The following is a 17,532-nucleotide window of genomic DNA, read 5'->3' as shown; positions in this document are numbered from 1 at the left end:
CTCGTAAGTTCTCACCTAACTTAAGAGTAATATAATCATAATTGTGCTCGATAGGTTTGTTCACTTCCGGCAAAGTGTTGGTATTTCATTCTCTTCATTCATTCATTGGTTTGGTTTTTTGAACCGTAACGGTTTCGCGGATTCTCTTCTTCCCGAATCAGACAGAACCAATCTCTCAAGCCGAGTTTGTTTACCTGCTGCTCTCCTGTGAGAAAGTGATCGACCTGTGTATTAATATTGAATAGAGATGACAGTTCGAGGGGGAGTTCATTTTGAAGATTCTTGTTCTTCTAAAACAAGTTCCGGATACCGATGAAGTTAAGCTCAATCCCGAAACGGGGACGATGATAAGAGAAGGAGTTGGGACAGTTATTAATCCGCTTGACCTTCATGCGCTGGAGACCGCTTTGATGCTTAAGGAAGCAGGTGATCATTCGATCACCGTGGTCTCTATGGGACCTCCTGTGGCAGAAGAGGCCGTAAGAGAGGCGATTGCCATGGGAGCCGACAGGGCGGTTCTCCTTACAGACAGAAGATTTGCGGGAGCCGATACATGGGCCACAGCCATGGCTCTAGCGAGATTCGCGGAAAGAGAAGGCCCGTTTGACCTGATCCTTGCTGGGGAAAAGGCAACAGACGGCGAGACAGGGCAGGTCGGACCCGAGACGGGAGCCATGCTGGGCATACCGGTAGCGACCTATGTTTCCAGCATAGTCGATCTCGAGGATAACGGGATTACCGTTGAACGCGAAGTAGAGGACGGCAAAGAGATATGGAATCTCCCTCTGCCTTCACTAATATCGGTGACAAAAGACGTTAACGAGCCGAGACTTCCGACATTGAGTGGCAAGAAACTGGCGAAAGATGCGCCCGTTGAGAGAATCGGAAACGATTCTCTTGCAATGGATCCATCGGAGACCGGTCTGACTGGTTCACCTACGAGAGTAGTAAGGATAGGAACCCCAAAACTCTCAAGAAAGGTCGAGATGTACGAAGGAAGCGATCTAAAACATGGGATAGATGAGATAAAAAAGAGACTGCTTCCATATCTGGAGGTGAATCATGAGTGATCTCCTGGTAATCGCAGAAAGAAGAGGAAGCGAAATCCATTCGAGTACATATGAACTACTGGGGAAGGCCCGAGAACTTTCACTCAAGCGTCCCTTCAACGTTTCGGTAGCGGTCCTCTCTGACAATCGACTTGAAGAAGATGCAACGGCATCCCTCTTCTCCGGTGGGGCCGACAAAATTATCATGGCTATAGATAAGAGTCTCGGAAGATTCAACTTTGAGCCCTACACAAAGACTCTTGCCGCGATCGTCAAGAAACTCTCGCCGGAAATCGTGCTTGCCCCGGCGACGACTTCGGGGAGAACCTACATGCCCGGACTGGCCGCGCTGTTGAAGACCGGCCTTACTGCCGACTGCACCGGACTGGATATTGAGGAGGACACAGGAAATCTGCTGCAAACCAGACCGGCAATCGGAGGCAATATAATGGCTACGATCAAGACCCCTAACCACAGGCCCCAGATGGCAACGGTTAGGCCAAAGACATTCTCGGCCTTGAAGGAACCCTACATGGGAAGCGGCGAAGCGGAATCCTTCGAGGTTACTCCAGAGATGATCGAGACAAACGCAACGCTTCTCCAGTTCAAACCAATAGGCGAAGGAAAGAAAGGCGTTCAAGACGCAGAGGTAATAATCGCGGGAGGGATGGGTCTCAGAAAAGTTGAGAACATGGAACCGATCTACAGACTTACAAAGCTGATTAATGGGACCGTAGGTGCTTCCAGAAAGATAGTAGATTCGAAGTGGGTCGGACATGAAGCCCAGGTAGGACTAAGCGGCCACACGGTCAAGCCGAAGATCTACATCGCTGCAGGAATTTCCGGAGCCGTTCAGCACATTGCAGGAATGCAGACTGCTGAATTCATAGTTGCAATAAACAGAGACAGAAACGCAGCGATATTCAACTTCGCAGACATCGGGCTTGTAGGAGATGCCGTAGAGATCTTGAACGATCTCGTAGAAGCCCTCGAGTCGGAGGTGAAAAAATGAAATACGGACAGCTTAATGCCAACCTAATAGAAGAGCTTCAAAGGCATCTACAAATCCCTGTGAAGTACGACGAAGAGTCTCTGGATCGATACTCGAGAGATGAGACGGCAGAAGTGAAAGCCGTGAGACCCGAGGTAATTACTTTCCCGGTGAGCACTGCCGAGGTTTCGAAGATTATGAGATTTGCAAACGAGCATCTGATTCCAGTAACTCCGCGTGGAGCAGGAACCGGACTATCCGGAGGTGCAGTTCCGTCTTTCCGGGGAATTGTCATGAGTTTTGAAAAGATGAACAAGATCCTTGAATTCGACGAAGCCAACATGATGATTACTTTGGAGCCGGGGGTTATCACCGGAGAGATCCAGAAACTGGCAGACAGGCACAACCTTGTTTATGGGGGGGATCCCTGCAGCAGCGAAAGCTCGTCGATCGGGGGTAACGTTGCTGAGAATGCCGGCGGAAATAAGGTCATGAAGTATGGGCCCACCGGATTTCACGTTTACGGTCTCGAGGTGGTTCTACCTTCCGGTGAGGTGACAACTTTCGGCGGGAAGAGGCTCAAAGATGTCAGCGGATTTGACTTCGTTCACCTCTTGGTCGGTTCGGAAGGAACTCTTGGAATAGTGACCAAAATTATCCTAAGGCTCCTTCCGAAGCCAAAGTATTCAGTCGCACTGCTCGTGCCCTATCCAGATATTGATACTGCGATATCAGCAGTGCCGAAACTAATGAGCGGCTCCGGAGTTGTTCCGACTTCTCTTGAATTCATGGACGCCTCATCTATCAAAGCAACCTGCAGATTCCTGAATGTGGAGTTCCCATACTCAGATGCCGGAGCCCATCTGATAATTGAAGTAGAAGGCAACAGCAAGGATTCGATCTTTGATGACTATGTGAAGCTAGGCGAGGCAGCTATGGCCGCCGGTGGTCTTGAGGCCTTCGTGGCGGACAACAGAAATACAAGAGACAAACTATGGAAGGCAAGAAAATCGATTGCTGAAGCCCTCGCGGCAGTAAGCCCAATACACAGCATGGAAGACGTCTCCGTTCCGATGGCAAGTATACCAAGACTGATAAAAGCATCCGAAGAGATAGCCGAGAAGTATGGTCTTGAGATGATCTCCTTTGGTCATGCAGGCGATGGAAATGTGCACGTAACCTTCATAAAAGGAAACCTTCCTCAAGACCAATGGGACAGAAATCTCCCGCTTGCCGAACGGGAGCTCTTTTCGAAAACAACAGAGCTCGGAGGTTGTATCAGCGGAGAACATGGCATAGGAATCAAGAGAAAGAAGTATCTCGCATCGATAATCGATGAATCCCAGCTTGAACTAATACGCGGCATAAAGAAGGTCTTTGACCCGAACAATGTGCTCAATCCAGGGAAGATTGTCGATCTTTGAAATAGACCGAGGTTAGAGGTCAGTGGTCAGAGGTTGGAAGAGCAAAAGAGACTGGTTCGCCGAAAAGAGCCGCTCGCTGCTTGCTAGGATACGCTGAACGCTGTGAAGGGAGAGCCGAGGTCGGGGATTGCAGGTTGGGGGTTGGTAAGAGCGAAAAATCAGTTGCAAGATGCAAGTTGTTAGTTGTAAGAGCGAAGGCCGGGGTCGGAGGTTTGTGGTTGGGGGTTCGAAAGAGCAAGAGAAACTGGTTCTCCGTTCGTTGACAAAGAACCCGTTATTCGTTCCAAAGCGAGGATCTGTTCTTCGTTTTTGGTCAAGCCTTCCATTTAAATGAATAAAGAGAAGGGAAAAGCAAAGAGGGCAGGCAAGGGTCCGGGATCTCCAAAAGCCTTGAAAAGCTCTTGATCCTCTCTCGAGAGTTCATCATTACCCATAAGTTAGGGAGCTAAAAGAAATCATATTATGCTTCTTCTCTCTTGGCAGTGTATGCAGCATTTGGCTCCTGATGATCCTGATCTTAAGTCCTCTCTTGAAAAAGGAGGGCCAAGCAGTGGCAGAGGGTGTGCACTAATTCGCAAGATCGAGATCGCAAAAAAAAGACGTAAGAGGTAAGAGGTAAGAAGAGCAATTAGATCTTGCCTTTCTGACCTCTAGCCTCAAACCTCTTACATCGTCCGCAGCTCAAGACGGTCGAGATTAGATCCCGTACAGAACCACTACAGGATGAGAAAGTGAGTGGATTCCAGCGCAGGCTCAGAAGTTTAAGCTCTCGAATGACAGTCCTTGACGTCATCTTGGCACACTGCAACTGACAACTTGCAACTGTTCTCGGCAAAGAAAAGTAACCCGCTATAATAAAATCGACTTATAATTATTTCATTCTATATTATATAGAGCAGAATATCGAACAGAATGGAGGCCATTATGGATTTGAGAGAAGAACTGGTCCTTTTTGCAAGGCTGGCGTGGGACAGAAGACTAACGGAAAGCACCGGCGGAAACATGAGCGTTCGAATCGGAGATCATATTGTGATAACTCCTACAACAATGGTGAAGCATTTTTTGACGGAAGAGGATCTGGTTGAGGTCGATCTTGCGGGAAACAAGGTGAGAGGAAGAAGAGAAGCATCGTCTGAATACAGGATGCACTTGAAGATTTACAGAGAGTGTAACGAAGTTGTATCCGTTTTTCACGCTCATCCTGTTCATGCAACGACTATGGCCGTTCAACAGAAGGAGTTCCCGGTAAACGTCCTGCCCGAAACGGCGCTCATGCTGGCTCCAATAACTTATCTGCCCTACAAAATGCCAGGCACAGACGATTTCGCAGAGGTATTCGGTGAAGGCCTGAAGCAGGGTTCGAGAACCTTTGTTCTCAGGAATCACGGTGTCACTGTTACCGGTAAAAGCATAGAAGAGGCTTACGCCAAGCTCGAAACACTGGAATTTCTGGCGCAGATAACCCATCTCTCAGGCGCAAGGCCCGGCCATCTGGAGATCCCTTCTGAAGAAGTTGAAAGGTTCTTGAGAAAAGTTAGGGGATACTAGAAGCACCGTAGGTTCTAAACTAATCTCACTGGAGCGATTTCTGATTCTTTTATGTTGAGACGACTTTCGATACCCTATTTGCGGGTCTGTTCAAAAGAGAGTTCTTGAGACTTAAGAAGAGTTCTTCTCCTTGTAGCCATGCTTCATGAAGTAACAAGATCCCAGATTTTCTGGGGTATCTCTTGAGTTATCTTCACTCGGTCATGAACTGGTCCCATTCTCATTCATCGATAGACGTTGAGTTTGTCCAACAGTGACTGCCGTCTTGCAGACAGCAGAAGATTCTCGAGATCTACCTTACAGAGCAAAATCTCTTTCATCGCACCTCATTTCTCGAACCCGCGTTTCCTTGAGAAACTGAAGGAGAGGCAGTGCAAAAAACACTACCTCTCCAAATTGCGAACTACTCTTCAAATAGCTCTTCAGAAAGCTATCAGAAGAGGACCACCGAAGTGGAAGCCGAAGCTGGGATAGCTCCTTCAAGCTCCGCAATAGCCATGATAACGTATGATCCAGACTCGAGTTTCTCAAACACACTTGCCGGTATCGTGCACTCGAAGACGCCATGCTGGACCATAACAGCCTTGAACTCGACACTTTCCTGACCGATAATCAAAGAAACCGTTACTTCTCCGACTGTCGCAGGAACCGACTCGTCAATCGGGTACGTGACTTCCGCGACGTGAACCGTTACTGGAAGATCGCTACCCTTCCCTATGAAGGCGGGGGTTTCGATACTCTCAATCTCCAGTCTTAGCGTCTTCAGTTCCTCTATCCAGTAGGTGTCTTCAAATGGATAGCTTGGATCTCTGAAAGCTCTTAGTTCCATGAAGTTAGATGTTGAATCGAACCTTGAGAGATAGAACGGACCGTTGCTGATGTAAGCATGACCGTAGTTGTCTATGAATTTGATCGCCGCATCGTATCTCTCGAGAACATACTGCTCATCCACAAACTCCTTGATGTAGTTTGGAATGTGTTTCCTTTCCTTCATCTCGACAAGTTTAGCTCTGATGTCTTTCACACACGCAGGAGCAATAGCATCGACTTCGGTGAAGGCAGGATCCATAGTTATTGAGTAAGAAGTGCCGGACTTGCTGCCTTCAGTTACAAGCAACGACATTGCTTCTGCGATCTCCCATGCACAACCGACCGCATGGCCCGATGCAGAGACACTTATACCCGGCGCTCCCCAACTAGCAACTCTTTCCTTGCTCGCGGGGAAGTTGTAGTCGAAATACACCGTTATGGTATCATCCTCGTTCAATACCCAGCCTATTATAGTATCCAACGAATTCTTAAGCGACGAGGAATACGCCCGCTCGTACTGGAGGTCATCATCGCCCTCTTTGTTGGCCCATTCCATCTGGAAGCCCTGAGCGTACAGAAAATCAACTACCGAAATTGGTTGTCCATGATGTAAGTTGCCGAATCTGAACTCATACGTAGCCATAGACATCGATTTTTTCCCTTCTCCAACCTTCAGCCAGGCTTCGTTGAACGGGCAGTAATTTATCGCATTTGCGGGAACATCAAAGTCGCCTACTACATCTCCCTCTTCGTTACGCCTTGCCCTGGTTTCAACTTCAACCGGTACCGCTCTTAAAGGTGTGGGGATAGCTGATGCCGGACTTTCGAACATCGCGGAATCATAAAGGTTTCCGGCTATGTAATTCGAGTATACGCTGTCAAAACCGTCCGTCCCTATCGGGTCCCAGGCATCCATGAAGAGCGACCCCATAGCTGAGAACTGCGTTATGAATAGCGTTCGGTCATCTGTAACGGCAGTTCTTATCGACCAGGTGTTGAGACCGTCCCCAAGCCCATAAGCGAATCTTTGCTTCAGTCTCGCCGAGTTGGCAACGAAGAAATCCAACTGATTTACAACATATATCCTGACTGCATCCTCAAGACCCAGCTCAAGACCTCTCAGCGCCAGTTCCCAGTACTCCTCCTCGGTCAGGAAGTTTCCGGTATAGGCATTCAGTGTAACCTCATCAATCTCATCCTGTTGATAGTTCCAGAAGCCTTCCGTCATTCCACCTGGCATGTACCCGTACCACGGGGCATACATCTGGGCGACGATATGCTCCCAGAAGGCTCTTGTTGCTCCTGCTCCCCAGCCTTCTGTGTACATCTGCCAGGTGAATTCCGCCGGATCTCCACCGTAAACAACGCTGCTGCATTTGATCCTGTCCCAATAAAGCCTTTCAGCCTTCAGTCCTGCCTTTTCCAGCTGATCGGCGATGTAATCTCCTTCCTTTAGGCGGCCTTGAGGGTCGTCCACTCTAATGGCGATTTTGATCGTAACGGGCTCATTGTCAAAGTACCAGAAGCCATCGGCTCTCTTCACAAGCCTTCCGACATTTTCCGGAAGATTAGCCGCAGCTTGCATAGAGCTTTCTATTACTTCCAAAGCTCTTGCCTCGTTACCCTCTGCTGTAAAGCCAAACTTCGTTGCGAGAAGGTTATAACGGTACGTTCCAGGCTGTCCCGTTGTAGCCATAGTGAAGGCCGGAGTGCCTGCACCTCCAAGAATCTCATCGACTAGGTACTGTCTGTTAATCAGGTCGTTAATCGCAAACCTGATATCCCTGATAGCAAAGGCATTGAAGTACTCCTTGCCCCCAACTTCTACTACATAGGGCGCTTCGTTGGGAATCGGGTTCATCAGCAGCGACCACGAACCGGATGGAACGGCATACAAATCGAGCTTGTCTCTGGTGGCCTGATCGAGTCCGAAGATCTGGGGACCAGATAGACCCCACATGAAGATATCGGTCATCCCTTCGGCAGTATCTTTCAGAGCGATATCTTCGGACATCCTAACGTTGAAATAGACAAGATCAGGATAGGGCCCCTTCTGCACTGCAAGCGCAAGCCCGCCGAGCAGCAACAATATCACTAACACAGAAGTTGTTAGTCTTCTCTTCACTTTTTTCGCCTCCTTTTGTAGTTGCCAGTTCGTAAGAGACACAGTTTTGACTGGGATAAAGATGTTTCACCTAGGTAATGACAAGAAACGAGAGAGATTATCAAAGAGCAAAAAAAACAGTGTAATCCATGATCGATACTGAAGTAATCAACGCTTCATAAAAAAGCAATGTCTTACGATACTATTATATTACATTTGGACTCAAAAGACGAAGAACTTCTCTCTTGAGTAGATTTAATTGTGATGCATTACAGAACAAACTAGCCTTAGTTACTGAGAATTTGCCGGATAAACCGATGTCTGTTACTTCTCTCTATCGACGTATCCCTCTCCTTCGATAAGCTCACCGTGCCAAGGACATTCTACGCAACTGAGAAACCATCTTCATCAAGAATAAAGTAGGCTGCAAGGGCCCAATCGGCAAATCTTCTCCCGATCAGAAGTAGCCGGCTGTTTGAAATTCCTTCCTTCAGGAACCTATGTGCTCCTAGAAACCAACCTTGGGTACACTCTCAGCAATTTCGTCAGTCTCTTTGTTCTACAATGAAAGCATTCAAGAACGCAGGCATCCTCTTATCCGAAGAAAGACTTAACAAAGATCCTAATGACCTCGGCTCCCCCGATAAAAGTCCCCACACTGCTTCCAACGTTCGCGAAGACAACAACGAGAAGGATTTTAGTTACTCTGTTTTTCCAGAACCCCTTGAATGAACTTACATCTTCGTTCAAGTTTTCAAAGTCGAAGACCTTTGGCTTTCTCACCAGCGCCTCCACAAGACCGGCAAACCACCCGGCAGCGAGAATAGGGTTCAAGGAACTCACCGGAGCGATGAAGAAAGCAGTCAATATAGAGAGAGGGTGGCCAAGAGCTGCAATAGTCCCCAGAGCAGAAAGCGATCCGTTCCAGAGGATCCAGGCCAGTATCTGGTCTAATCCGGCATCCCTGTTCACGATAATAGTAGATACTATGAGAGCAATAATGACTATTGATATGGTCCAGCCGATAATCTTACCGGTCTTCTTCTTCGGAGGGATCTTGCTGAGTGCCGCAAGGTCCTGATCCTCTTTTATAGCCTCTTTCAAACCCGGGACATGTCCGGCACCAACGACTGCGACTACTTTCTTTCCGGGAGCCGTCTTGATCTTCTGGGCAAGAAACTTGTCCCTCTCGTCAATAAGAGTCTCCTTCAGCTGCGGAAAAGACTTTGAAAGTTCACTAAGAGCCGATGTAAGCATATCACCCGACTTCATCTTTTCAAGATCTTCTTCGGTTATCTTCTCATCGCTGAAAATTGACAGAACGAGAGTGAAGAAGAGTTTCGTCTTTCCCCAGAAGCCGAGATTTCCCCATATTCTTGCGAAAGTAACCTGAATATCTCTATCCGCGAGAACAAGCTGCGCTCCTATCTCTTTTGCCGACTCAATAGCCTGCAGCATCTCCTGTCCAGCTTGAATTCCTATCTGCTTCGCCATTCTCTTCTGATAGGAAGAGAGTATGAGATTTGCCAGAAGAAGAAAGGATTTCTTCTCCTTAACAACCTTTGCGATATCGGTCTTCTTCCATCTATCCTGATCCTGCATCGATTGATAACGGGAATTACACAACTCTATAGCAACGGAATCGGGTTTCTCTTCCTCAATGATCGTCTTCACTTCTTCGGCGCTGTTCTTTGATACGTGGGCGGTACCAATAACTATCAATTCTTTGTCATCAAGCATTATTCTGTGCACTGTCTCGGACAACGAAATCACCCTTTCGATTTAATTATCAAACTCTATTTAATCATAAATCTTGCAGCTAACTCGTGTTTATGAGATTATCAATTATATAGCTGATTAAGATGATGTTGGGAGGTGTTCTCTTGAGCAGCCCCGTCCGAGCTGAGATCGGAGATCTCGAAGGAGCTATTGAGCTCGCATCTCTGGTCTTCAATACTGAAATGGGCAAGATCTTTCCTGTGCTTTTCTCCGAGGAAAACGTTAAGAACATAACCGTTGTCAAAGAGGCTGGAAGACCTGTAGCGATGATCGGGCTCCTTCCCAGAGAAATATCTCTATTCGGTCACAGAATGAAAGTTGGACTCGTTGGTTCGCTATGCACTCACCCAGACTACCGCGGAAAGAATTACGGCGCCGTGACTCTTGCCAAGGCAGAGGAACTGGCTATAGATCTGGGACTATCACTGCTCATCATATCCGGAGGAAGAGGGATGTATCAGCGTTTTGGAGCGGTCAAACCCCCCGGTCTCAAAAAGATTGTAGTGAAACATGGTAGAGCAACCGCGATGAGAGAAGCGAAGCGTACCGACATCGGAAGGATTCTTGACCTGTACCGACTGAAACCCGTCAGATACATCAGAAGCTTTTCGGATTTTGAGAAGATCTTCTCGACAGGATACGCAGTGGCCAGAAAGACAAAGACCTATATCAACGACAGAGCGTACATCACCGTTGTGGAAATGGAAACGGGGAATCACGTTGTGGAATATGGAGGCAGCAGCAAGGACGTAATATCCTTGACAAGAAGCTTCATAGAAAAAGAAGGACTTGAAGAGTGCACTATAATCGCCGACAGACTATTCAGAAGCGAAGAAAGCCTGCCATGCGAGTTTCCGGGAACGGCAAAGGTCATTTCGAAACGCCACTTCTTCGATCAGATGGAAAGCTATTTCACCGAGGTAATGCTTTCGGAGGATTACGACAGATTTCTGGAGAGTGCTGAAAGACTCTCTTTGGCCGAGCTTAACCAGGAGATTCTATGCTGCAGCAAGTTCAAGGGTCTTCCTATAACTCTTCCAGACTACGGTTTTGATTACGTGTGATGAGGAGCAGTCTGCTGACAGAGTCCAGTCAAAAGGCGAAAATCATAGCGCCTGTGAAGGCTTCGCCTTCGCCAGTTTCGCTTCGCGGCCGAGACCAGCTGCCAGTTCCAGGTTGCAAGATCTAGGTGCGAAAAACAAAAGATCAGACTAAAGGTAGGCGCCGAAGAACATCGGCGGACGCAAGGCTGCCTTCGGCAGGAAGTGAGGCCCGAAAGAACATCCGGGGAAGTGATGCCGCTTCGCAGGAAGCAAAAAAAGAGCCGCTGAACGCTGGAAAGAGACGTAATCCGTTGACCGTCCAAGAGCAAGGACCCGTCCTTCGAAAGAACAGTTGCGAGTTGCATGTTCCAAGTTGCAAGCATAAGAACCGCTGTGTACTTAAGAGAAAAAATCCGCTGGTCGCTGAGCGAAGAATCCGTCATTATGAACTCCATTCAGAATTCGTGTTCGTGGTTTTTGTATCTAAACCAAGAACGAAGAACAGATCCTCGCTCTGCTCTGGAACGATGAACAGACTCTTTCTCTCGCGCCGTTCAACGGAGCACCAATTTCTTATCTCCTAACTCTTGCCACGAAGATCTAACCCCGGCTTTCCCTCTTACATTTTCCTTCGAAGAAATCTATTGATCTTTTCAGAATCGTCTTCTTGAGGAGTATTGAGGTCAAATGGCCTGTAGGCATCCATCGGAGTGTCGAATTTGGTATCCTCTCTGAGAGTTCCTTTGTGGAGCGTCTGGGGACGAAAATGTCGAAGAGGGCACCGTTTATGAGAGTCGGACACTTGACAAACTTCGCGAATGTCAGTGGGTCGTACTCAAAGCAAGATATTGGAGCACTGCCGATTTCCAGCTCAGGGCCCTCCAAGGAACGGATGTATCTCTCGTAATCTTCACTATGCAGTTTCTTGCATTTCTCCTTGTTGCAGGACCCGTCCTCTTCGTATTTGACTCTCATCACACCTGTCACGAAGCTCTTCCAGGTTATGTGGTAGAAATTCCCGCCCGTGACGACGAGCGAGAGTGCGCAGATCGACCTGTCGAGAGCCGCCGTTATGACAGATATGAAGCCTCCAAAGCTGTATCCCATCAGAAAGTAAGGGGGAGGGCACTCCCATTTGAGGTAATTCAAACATGTAAGACCGTCAACAACCGCGTTTTCAAAACGCTCTCTAAGAACATCTGTTCTAGGATCGAGAAACAGCTCTCCCGATCTGTAGCCTATGGGGGTTCTTTCGAAATGATAGGGAAGTATCATCATAGCACCGGAGTAACCCGTCTTCGCAAGGTTTTCGGGAAACCACCTCAGGTAATCGAGGTTCTTTTCCCCCCTTCCATGAAAGAAGAGAACAGTCCCCTTTCTTCCTCCGTTGTAAAGGTATAGAGGAAGATCTCCGTTCTCTGAAAAGCCACTCGGATAGTTGGACTTCAGAATTATTCTTGAGCCTTTATCGCTATCGGATCTCTCTATTATTTCAGGATGATCGGAATAACGTCTTGCAAAAACCACATTCTCCATTTACTTCTACCTCAACAAAATTATATAATAATTCGATAAGCTAACCTGTACCCTTGGGAGGAATCAATGAACACTCTAGCAGTTGCAATAGCTATCGTTGTTTTAATTGTATCTCTAAAGATCCTCAAAGACATTTCCTTATCGCTTTTGATCTCGGTCATTGGTCTTGGTATTGTGCTAATGATCTCCCCGACAAACTATCTTAGTGCGTTTGTTGAAGAGATTACAGACTGGGAATTCTGGAAGGTTATCATTACAGTCTTCTCGATTTATCTCATGGGAGAAACAATGGACAAGAGCGGCAACTCTTCAAGGTTTGTGAAAGCCATTGAAAGGCTTTTCCCCGAACCGAGAGTCTCGATAGCCCTTATGCCGGCAATAATCGGTCTTCTTCCAATGCCTGGAGGGGCGATGTTTTCTGCTCCAATGGTGAAAGATCTGGCAAGGGCCGATCCCACGATTTCCAATGAAGACGGACTAGTGTTCAATTACTGGTTCAGACACGCGATGGAGTTTTTCTGGCCGCTCTATCCAGCCCTCGTAATTGCCTCGGGGATATCTAGAATCAGTTTGAACACACTGGTAATATGGCTAATGCCCATTGGGGCCGTTGCGCTTGTTGCGGGCTATCTACTTATGATTCGCAAACCTATTAGAATCCGTTACAGCCATTTCGCGATGAGAGAGCTTATTATCAGCGCGTGGCCGATTATCGCCGTGATCGTGCTTGTAATTCTCAATCAGCCAGGGTGGCTGGCAGTTCTGGGAACCTCGATAGTATATATGCTTATAAACAAAAACAAGAAGAAGGTTCTCGTTTCTTCTTTGAAATACAAGACTTTCATTCTTCTTCTAACAGTATTCTTCTACAAGAACCTCGTTGAGACCGTCGGGATTCCACAATCTATGGGTTCGGAACTTACGGCCTGGTCGATTGCACCGCTGACTCTCGTAGTACTTCTGCCCTTTCTCATGGGGTTCATGACTGGGGTAACTCAGGCCGGCGTCGGACTCAGTCTTCCACTGATTCTAAGTATGGGCAACGGTTATGGTACACTCTCTACAACGATTCTCGCCTACACTTTTGCAGTTGTGGGAGTTCTTGTTTCACCAGTCCATCTCTGCCTAGTATTGACGAGCGAATACTTCAAGGTTGAGTATCCAAGAATTGTGAGGAGAATTGCCGTTGCTACTTTGCTATCAATAACGGCAAGTGTAGTTGTCTTTGTACTCCTTAAGTCAAATTGAATTAACACAATTCCGGAGCTTTGTAGGGTATACTGTTACTTGCTTTAACGATGACTGGAGGTGAGAATAGTTGAAAGAACACTCCGTTGTCCTATCGAACGTGACGAAGGTTTTCGATAACTCTTTTACAGCTGTGGACAACGTTTCTCTTAAGATAGAACAGGGTGAGTTCTTCTCTCTTCTTGGGCCCTCCGGTTGCGGAAAGACAACTATTCTAAGAATGATAGCCGGGTTTGAGGACCCTACCTCCGGCAATATAACTCTCAATGGCAAGAACATAATTGGAACTCCTCCCAACGAACGAGAAGTAAATACCGTCTTTCAAAATTACGCACTCTTTCCTCATTTGAGTGTTTTTGAGAACATAGCCTTCAGCCTGAGACTCAGGAAGGAACCCGAGAATGAAATCCGGCGCAAGGTTAAGGAAATGATAGATCTTACACGCCTCAACGGACACGTTGAAAAGATGCCCTCACAGCTCTCCGGAGGTCAGAAACAACGCGTGGCGATCGCAAGAGCCCTTGTGGGAAACCCTGCCGTGTTGCTGCTTGATGAACCTCTCGCCGCACTGGACGCAAAGCTTAGACAGCACATGCTCGTTGAGCTTGACACGATACATGATGAAGTGGGGATCACCTTCATATATGTGACTCATGATCAGAGCGAAGCCATGTCGATTTCCGACCATGTGGCCGTGATGAACGATGGAGAGATTATTCAGCTGGGGACTCCTTTCGAGGTCTACGAGAGCCCGGTGAATGCTTTTGTTGCTAATTTCATTGGAGAGACGAATTTCTTCACCGGGAACGTCGAGAAAGTAGAATCCGAATACTTCCTGCTGGTTACCGAGAGATTCGGAAAAGTCTGGTTCTACAAGGATATGGAAGTAAGAGAGGGGCAGGAAATACAGGTCTCATTGAGGCCCGAGAAGGTGAAGATTACAAAGGACAAACCCGTTGTCCCCGAAGGCGCCAAGCTCAACGTCTTGAAGGGAGTGGTCGACGAGACCATTTATCTTGGAAACCAGACGAAGTACACCGTAGCTATCGGCGAATACTATATGAAAGCGTTCAAGCAGCATGTTAGATATCTGCTAGACGAAGTCATCATCTCCTGGAAAGATGATGTCTTTGTCTGGTGGTTCGCAGATGATAGCTACGTTCTTAGAGAAACGGGCGGTGTTCCAGTTGAAGAGTAATCGGAATCTGGCCGGATTCCTCGTTTCGATGCCTGGAGTTCTCTGGTTGACGGTTTTCTTTCTGATACCATATTTCATCATCATACTGTACAGTTTCCTGACGTCGGGAATATATGGTGGAGTGGAGCTTCCATTCACTTTGGAAAGCTACACTCGGATGCTGGGTAACGCAGGGTACTGGCAGATACTTTGGAAGACTGTTTGGATTTCTCTGGTTGCCACCGTGATTTGCCTGGGAATCGGTTTGCCGACTGCCTACTTCATAGCGACATCGAAGAGAAGCAACATCTACCTCACTCTTGTTATCGTTCCTTTCTGGACCAACTTCCTCGTAAGGATATTCGGCTGGATGGTCATTCTGGGCAGAAACGGGGTAATTAACTCTTTCCTGCAGCTGCTCGGTCTTGAAGAGCCTCTTACTCTAATGTATACAACAGGTGCGGTGATCCTTGTCATAGTGTATATGTATCTCCCCTATATGATTCTTCCTCTTTATAGTGCAATAGAGAAGTTCGACTTCCGGCTTATTGAGGCTGCAATGGATCTAGGAGCGAAGAGAACCGAGGCCATCTTCAAGGTTCTTATTCCTTCCATTAGAGGAGGCATTATTGCGGGAATCATTCTAGTTTTCATTCCCGCTCTCGGCTCATACGCGATTCCCGATCTGGTCGGCGGAACGGATGGAGCTATGCTCGGAAACCTTATTGCAAGACAGCTTACTGTGGCAAGAGATTGGCCGTCTTCCTCGGCGATCTCAATGATCTTCCTGCTGATATCTACGTTGGGCCTGCTGGTCTACATGAGAATAAACAAGGTACAGAATAAGAGGCGGCTTACGATCCGCGAAAACTATATGAGAGAGGAAGAGATCTGATGGAGACAAAGAAGGTTATTGGAAGACGTAGATTCTCCATGACGATCACAACGCTCGCCTTCGTCTTTCTCTATTTGCCGATCGTGGCGCTTATTGTACTCTCTTTCAACAGCGCAAGACAGGGAGTTACTTGGACGGGCTTCACCCTGAAGTGGTATTCCGAGTTGTTCAGACAGGCCGATGTCTGGAGGGCATTTCTCAATACAGTAATAATCGCATTGACCTCTTCTCTGGCCGCCACAGCGATAGGAACGTTCTCAGCTATGGCTCTCTACTGGTATCAGTCAAGGCTGAAGGGTTATCTGGGCATTCTTGTGTACACGCCTCTGATAATCCCGGACATTTTGATGGGAGTCTCGATGCTGATCTTCTTCGTCGCCGTCGGCGTTCCTCTTGGCCTTTTTACGATCTTCGTGGCACACGTTACTTTCTGTGTCTCTTACGTTACCGTAACGGTTATGACCAGACTTGAAGACTTCGACTATTCTGTGGTTGAAGCTGCAAGAGATCTTGGAGCCAAAACCCATGAGGTCTTCAGAAAAGTGATCGTTCCAATTATCATGCCCGGAATCATTGCCGGCTTCCTGCTCAGTCTCACTCTGTCAATAGACGATTTCGTAATAACATTCTTCGTCGCCGGCCCGGGATCTACAACACTGCCTTTAAAGATCTATTCAATGATTAAGTTCGGGGTCTCCCCGGTAATAAACGCGCTTTCCACACTGCTTCTGGTTGGTACTATGTTTATTTCCTTCTTTGGAAGCAGATTCAGAAAGCTAATCTTCTAGGAGGTGGGATTATTGATTAAGAGATTTACCATTACAGCTGTTGCGCTTCTGGTTTCCGCGCTGATGCTAGGTCAGGGAAATCTGATCATCTACGGCTGGTCGGATTACATACCAGATGAGGTTATCGAGGCTTTTTCTCAGGAGTACGGCATTAGAGTGACTTATGACACTTACGATTCAAATGAGACGATGTTTGCAAAGCTCAAAGCAGGTGCCCGCGGCTACGATCTTGCTATGCCTTCAGCCGATTACACAAGCATAATGATCAAGGAAGAGATGCTGCTCACGATAGACAAGTCGCTGGTTCCCAATCTTGCCAATATTGATCCCAATGTCATAGAACAGATGTATTACGACCCTAACAACAACTTCAGCATCCCCTATATGGTAGGAACAACGGGAATTGCAGTCAATACGAAGTACATCAAGAGTTATCCGAGGTCGTGGAAGATCTTCGAACTGCCTCAACTCCAGGGAAAGATGACAATGCTCGACGACATGAGAGAGGTCTTTGGGGCCGCCCTGAAGTATCTCGGATACTCGGTCAACACGACCGATGTCAATGAGCTTCAGGAAGCAAAGAACCTAATCCTGAACTGGAAGAGAAATATCGCCAAGTTTGATAACGAGCTCTTTGCCAAAGGAATAATCTCCGGTGAGTTCTGGGTAGTCCACGGATACGGAGAAAACATCTTCTATGAGGCAACCGAAGAAGAGCTTAAGGACATCGATTTCTTCATTCCCTTTGAGGGCAGCACGATGTGGATCGACAGTTTCGTTATTCTAAAAGGCTCGAATAACGTTGAGAACGCTCATCTGTTCATAAACTTCATTCTGAGACCCGAGATAGCGGCTATGATCTCAGACTATCTACTTCTTCCCTCTCCAAACGTGCCTGCTAGAGAGCTTATGGAGGAAGAGCCCGTCTACACCTTTGAAGAAATGGAAAGCACCGAATTGATCAAAGATCTCGGGCCGGACCTTAGACTTTACAACACTCTGTGGAACGAGATTCGTTTCGGTCTCTAGTGTGGATACTCTGAAGATTCTTTGAGCTTGACGAAAGTGGCGCATCTCCTTTTCAGAGAGATACGCTTTTTCTTTGGGAGTCACATATCTTTGATAGTTTGCGTTAACCTG

At 47.3% G+C, this 17,532-nt stretch carries 13 protein-coding genes; 10 read left to right on the top strand and 3 right to left on the bottom strand.

The window, feature by feature from the left end; all coding sequences use genetic code 11:
- Positions 1–272 precede the first annotated feature (272 nt).
- From RJ60_RS13095 to RJ60_RS13080, 4 genes are all read left to right on the top strand, one after another.
- The gene (locus tag RJ60_RS13095) at positions 273–1,070 is read left to right on the top strand and encodes an electron transfer flavoprotein subunit beta/FixA family protein (protein ID WP_103135002.1); all 798 of its coding nucleotides are present in this window, start codon (positions 273–275) and stop codon (positions 1,068–1,070) included.
- Positions 1,063–2,061: an electron transfer flavoprotein subunit alpha/FixB family protein gene (locus tag RJ60_RS13090; protein WP_103135001.1), complete on the top strand. Its 999-nt coding sequence runs from the start codon at positions 1,063–1,065 to the stop codon at positions 2,059–2,061. Before RJ60_RS13095 ends, RJ60_RS13090 begins: the two co-directional genes overlap by 8 nt.
- Positions 2,058–3,464, top strand: coding sequence for an FAD-binding oxidoreductase (locus RJ60_RS13085; RefSeq protein WP_103135000.1), 1,407 nt, complete (start codon positions 2,058–2,060; stop codon positions 3,462–3,464). Before RJ60_RS13090 ends, RJ60_RS13085 begins: the two co-directional genes overlap by 4 nt.
- 924 nt (positions 3,465–4,388) lie before the next feature.
- Entirely contained in the window at positions 4,389–5,012 is a 624-nt protein-coding gene (locus RJ60_RS13080) for a class II aldolase/adducin family protein (protein ID WP_102818706.1), read from the top strand.
- Positions 5,013–5,445: 433 nt separating this feature from the next.
- On the opposite strand, the gene RJ60_RS13075 is transcribed toward RJ60_RS13080, so the two are convergent.
- Together RJ60_RS13075 and RJ60_RS13070 are read right to left on the bottom strand one after the other, a co-directional pair.
- Positions 5,446–7,947 (bottom strand): ABC transporter substrate-binding protein, encoded by a 2,502-nt coding sequence (locus tag RJ60_RS13075; protein WP_103134999.1) that lies wholly within the window; start codon positions 7,945–7,947, stop codon positions 5,446–5,448.
- 573 nt (positions 7,948–8,520) lie between these two features.
- The gene (locus RJ60_RS13070; RefSeq protein WP_103134998.1) at positions 8,521–9,690 is read right to left on the bottom strand and encodes a TraB/GumN family protein; all 1,170 of its coding nucleotides are present in this window, start codon (positions 9,688–9,690) and stop codon (positions 8,521–8,523) included.
- Positions 9,691–9,809: 119 nt separating this feature from the next.
- Between RJ60_RS13070 and RJ60_RS13065 the strand changes: the two genes are divergently transcribed.
- Positions 9,810–10,769, top strand: coding sequence for a GNAT family N-acetyltransferase (locus RJ60_RS13065; RefSeq protein ID WP_103134997.1), 960 nt, complete (start codon positions 9,810–9,812; stop codon positions 10,767–10,769).
- A gap of 579 nt (positions 10,770–11,348) precedes the next feature.
- Here RJ60_RS13065 and RJ60_RS13060 read toward each other — a convergent pair.
- A complete protein-coding gene (locus RJ60_RS13060; RefSeq protein WP_103134996.1) occupies positions 11,349–12,284 on the bottom strand; it encodes an alpha/beta hydrolase family protein in 936 nt (311 codons plus the stop codon).
- A 66-nt stretch (positions 12,285–12,350) separates the two neighbouring features.
- Between RJ60_RS13060 and RJ60_RS13055 the strand changes: the two genes are divergently transcribed.
- From RJ60_RS13055 to RJ60_RS13035, 5 genes are all read left to right on the top strand, one after another.
- Positions 12,351–13,532 carry a DUF401 family protein gene (locus RJ60_RS13055; RefSeq protein WP_103134995.1) on the top strand — a complete coding sequence of 394 codons (1,182 nt, stop codon included), beginning with the start codon at positions 12,351–12,353 and terminating at the stop codon, positions 13,530–13,532.
- 70 nt (positions 13,533–13,602) lie between these two features.
- Complete coding sequence (locus RJ60_RS13050) at positions 13,603–14,730, top strand: ABC transporter ATP-binding protein (RefSeq protein WP_103134994.1); 1,128 nt, start codon at positions 13,603–13,605, stop codon at positions 14,728–14,730.
- Positions 14,720–15,604, top strand: a complete 885-nt coding sequence (locus tag RJ60_RS13045) for an ABC transporter permease (protein WP_103134993.1) — start codon at positions 14,720–14,722, stop codon at positions 15,602–15,604. Before RJ60_RS13050 ends, RJ60_RS13045 begins: the two co-directional genes overlap by 11 nt.
- Positions 15,604–16,392, top strand: coding sequence for an ABC transporter permease (locus tag RJ60_RS13040; protein ID WP_099828613.1), 789 nt, complete (start codon positions 15,604–15,606; stop codon positions 16,390–16,392). Before RJ60_RS13045 ends, RJ60_RS13040 begins: the two co-directional genes overlap by 1 nt.
- 63 nt (positions 16,393–16,455) lie before the next feature.
- Entirely contained in the window at positions 16,456–17,421 is a 966-nt protein-coding gene (locus tag RJ60_RS13035) for an extracellular solute-binding protein (RefSeq protein ID WP_374704117.1), read from the top strand.
- Positions 17,422–17,532 lie beyond the last annotated feature (111 nt).

Origin of the sequence: Mesotoga sp. B105.6.4 (genome assembly GCF_002896535.1) — a bacterium.
In the GTDB taxonomy this organism is placed as follows: Bacteria; Thermotogota; Thermotogae; order Petrotogales; family Kosmotogaceae; genus Mesotoga.
The sequence above is the reverse complement of the archived record's forward strand: the minus strand, read 5'-3'. Positions and strand labels throughout refer to the sequence as shown.

Bases quoted from the DNA above. Each gene is read 5' to 3' on its own strand.
- RJ60_RS13090 (WP_103135001.1), top strand. From the start codon at position 1,063: ATGAGTGATCTCCTGGTAATCGCAGAAAGAAGAGGAAGCGAAATCCAT.
- RJ60_RS13085 (WP_103135000.1), top strand. From the start codon at position 2,058: ATGAAATACGGACAGCTTAATGCCAACCTAATAGAAGAGCTTCAAAGG.
- RJ60_RS13080 (WP_102818706.1), top strand. From the start codon at position 4,389: ATGGATTTGAGAGAAGAACTGGTCCTTTTTGCAAGGCTGGCGTGGGAC.
- RJ60_RS13060 (WP_103134996.1), bottom strand. From the start codon at position 12,284: ATGGAGAATGTGGTTTTTGCAAGACGTTATTCCGATCATCCTGAAATA.
- RJ60_RS13055 (WP_103134995.1), top strand. From the start codon at position 12,351: ATGAACACTCTAGCAGTTGCAATAGCTATCGTTGTTTTAATTGTATCT.
- RJ60_RS13040 (WP_099828613.1), top strand. From the start codon at position 15,604: ATGGAGACAAAGAAGGTTATTGGAAGACGTAGATTCTCCATGACGATC.
- RJ60_RS13035 (WP_374704117.1), top strand. From the start codon at position 16,456: ATGCTAGGTCAGGGAAATCTGATCATCTACGGCTGGTCGGATTACATA.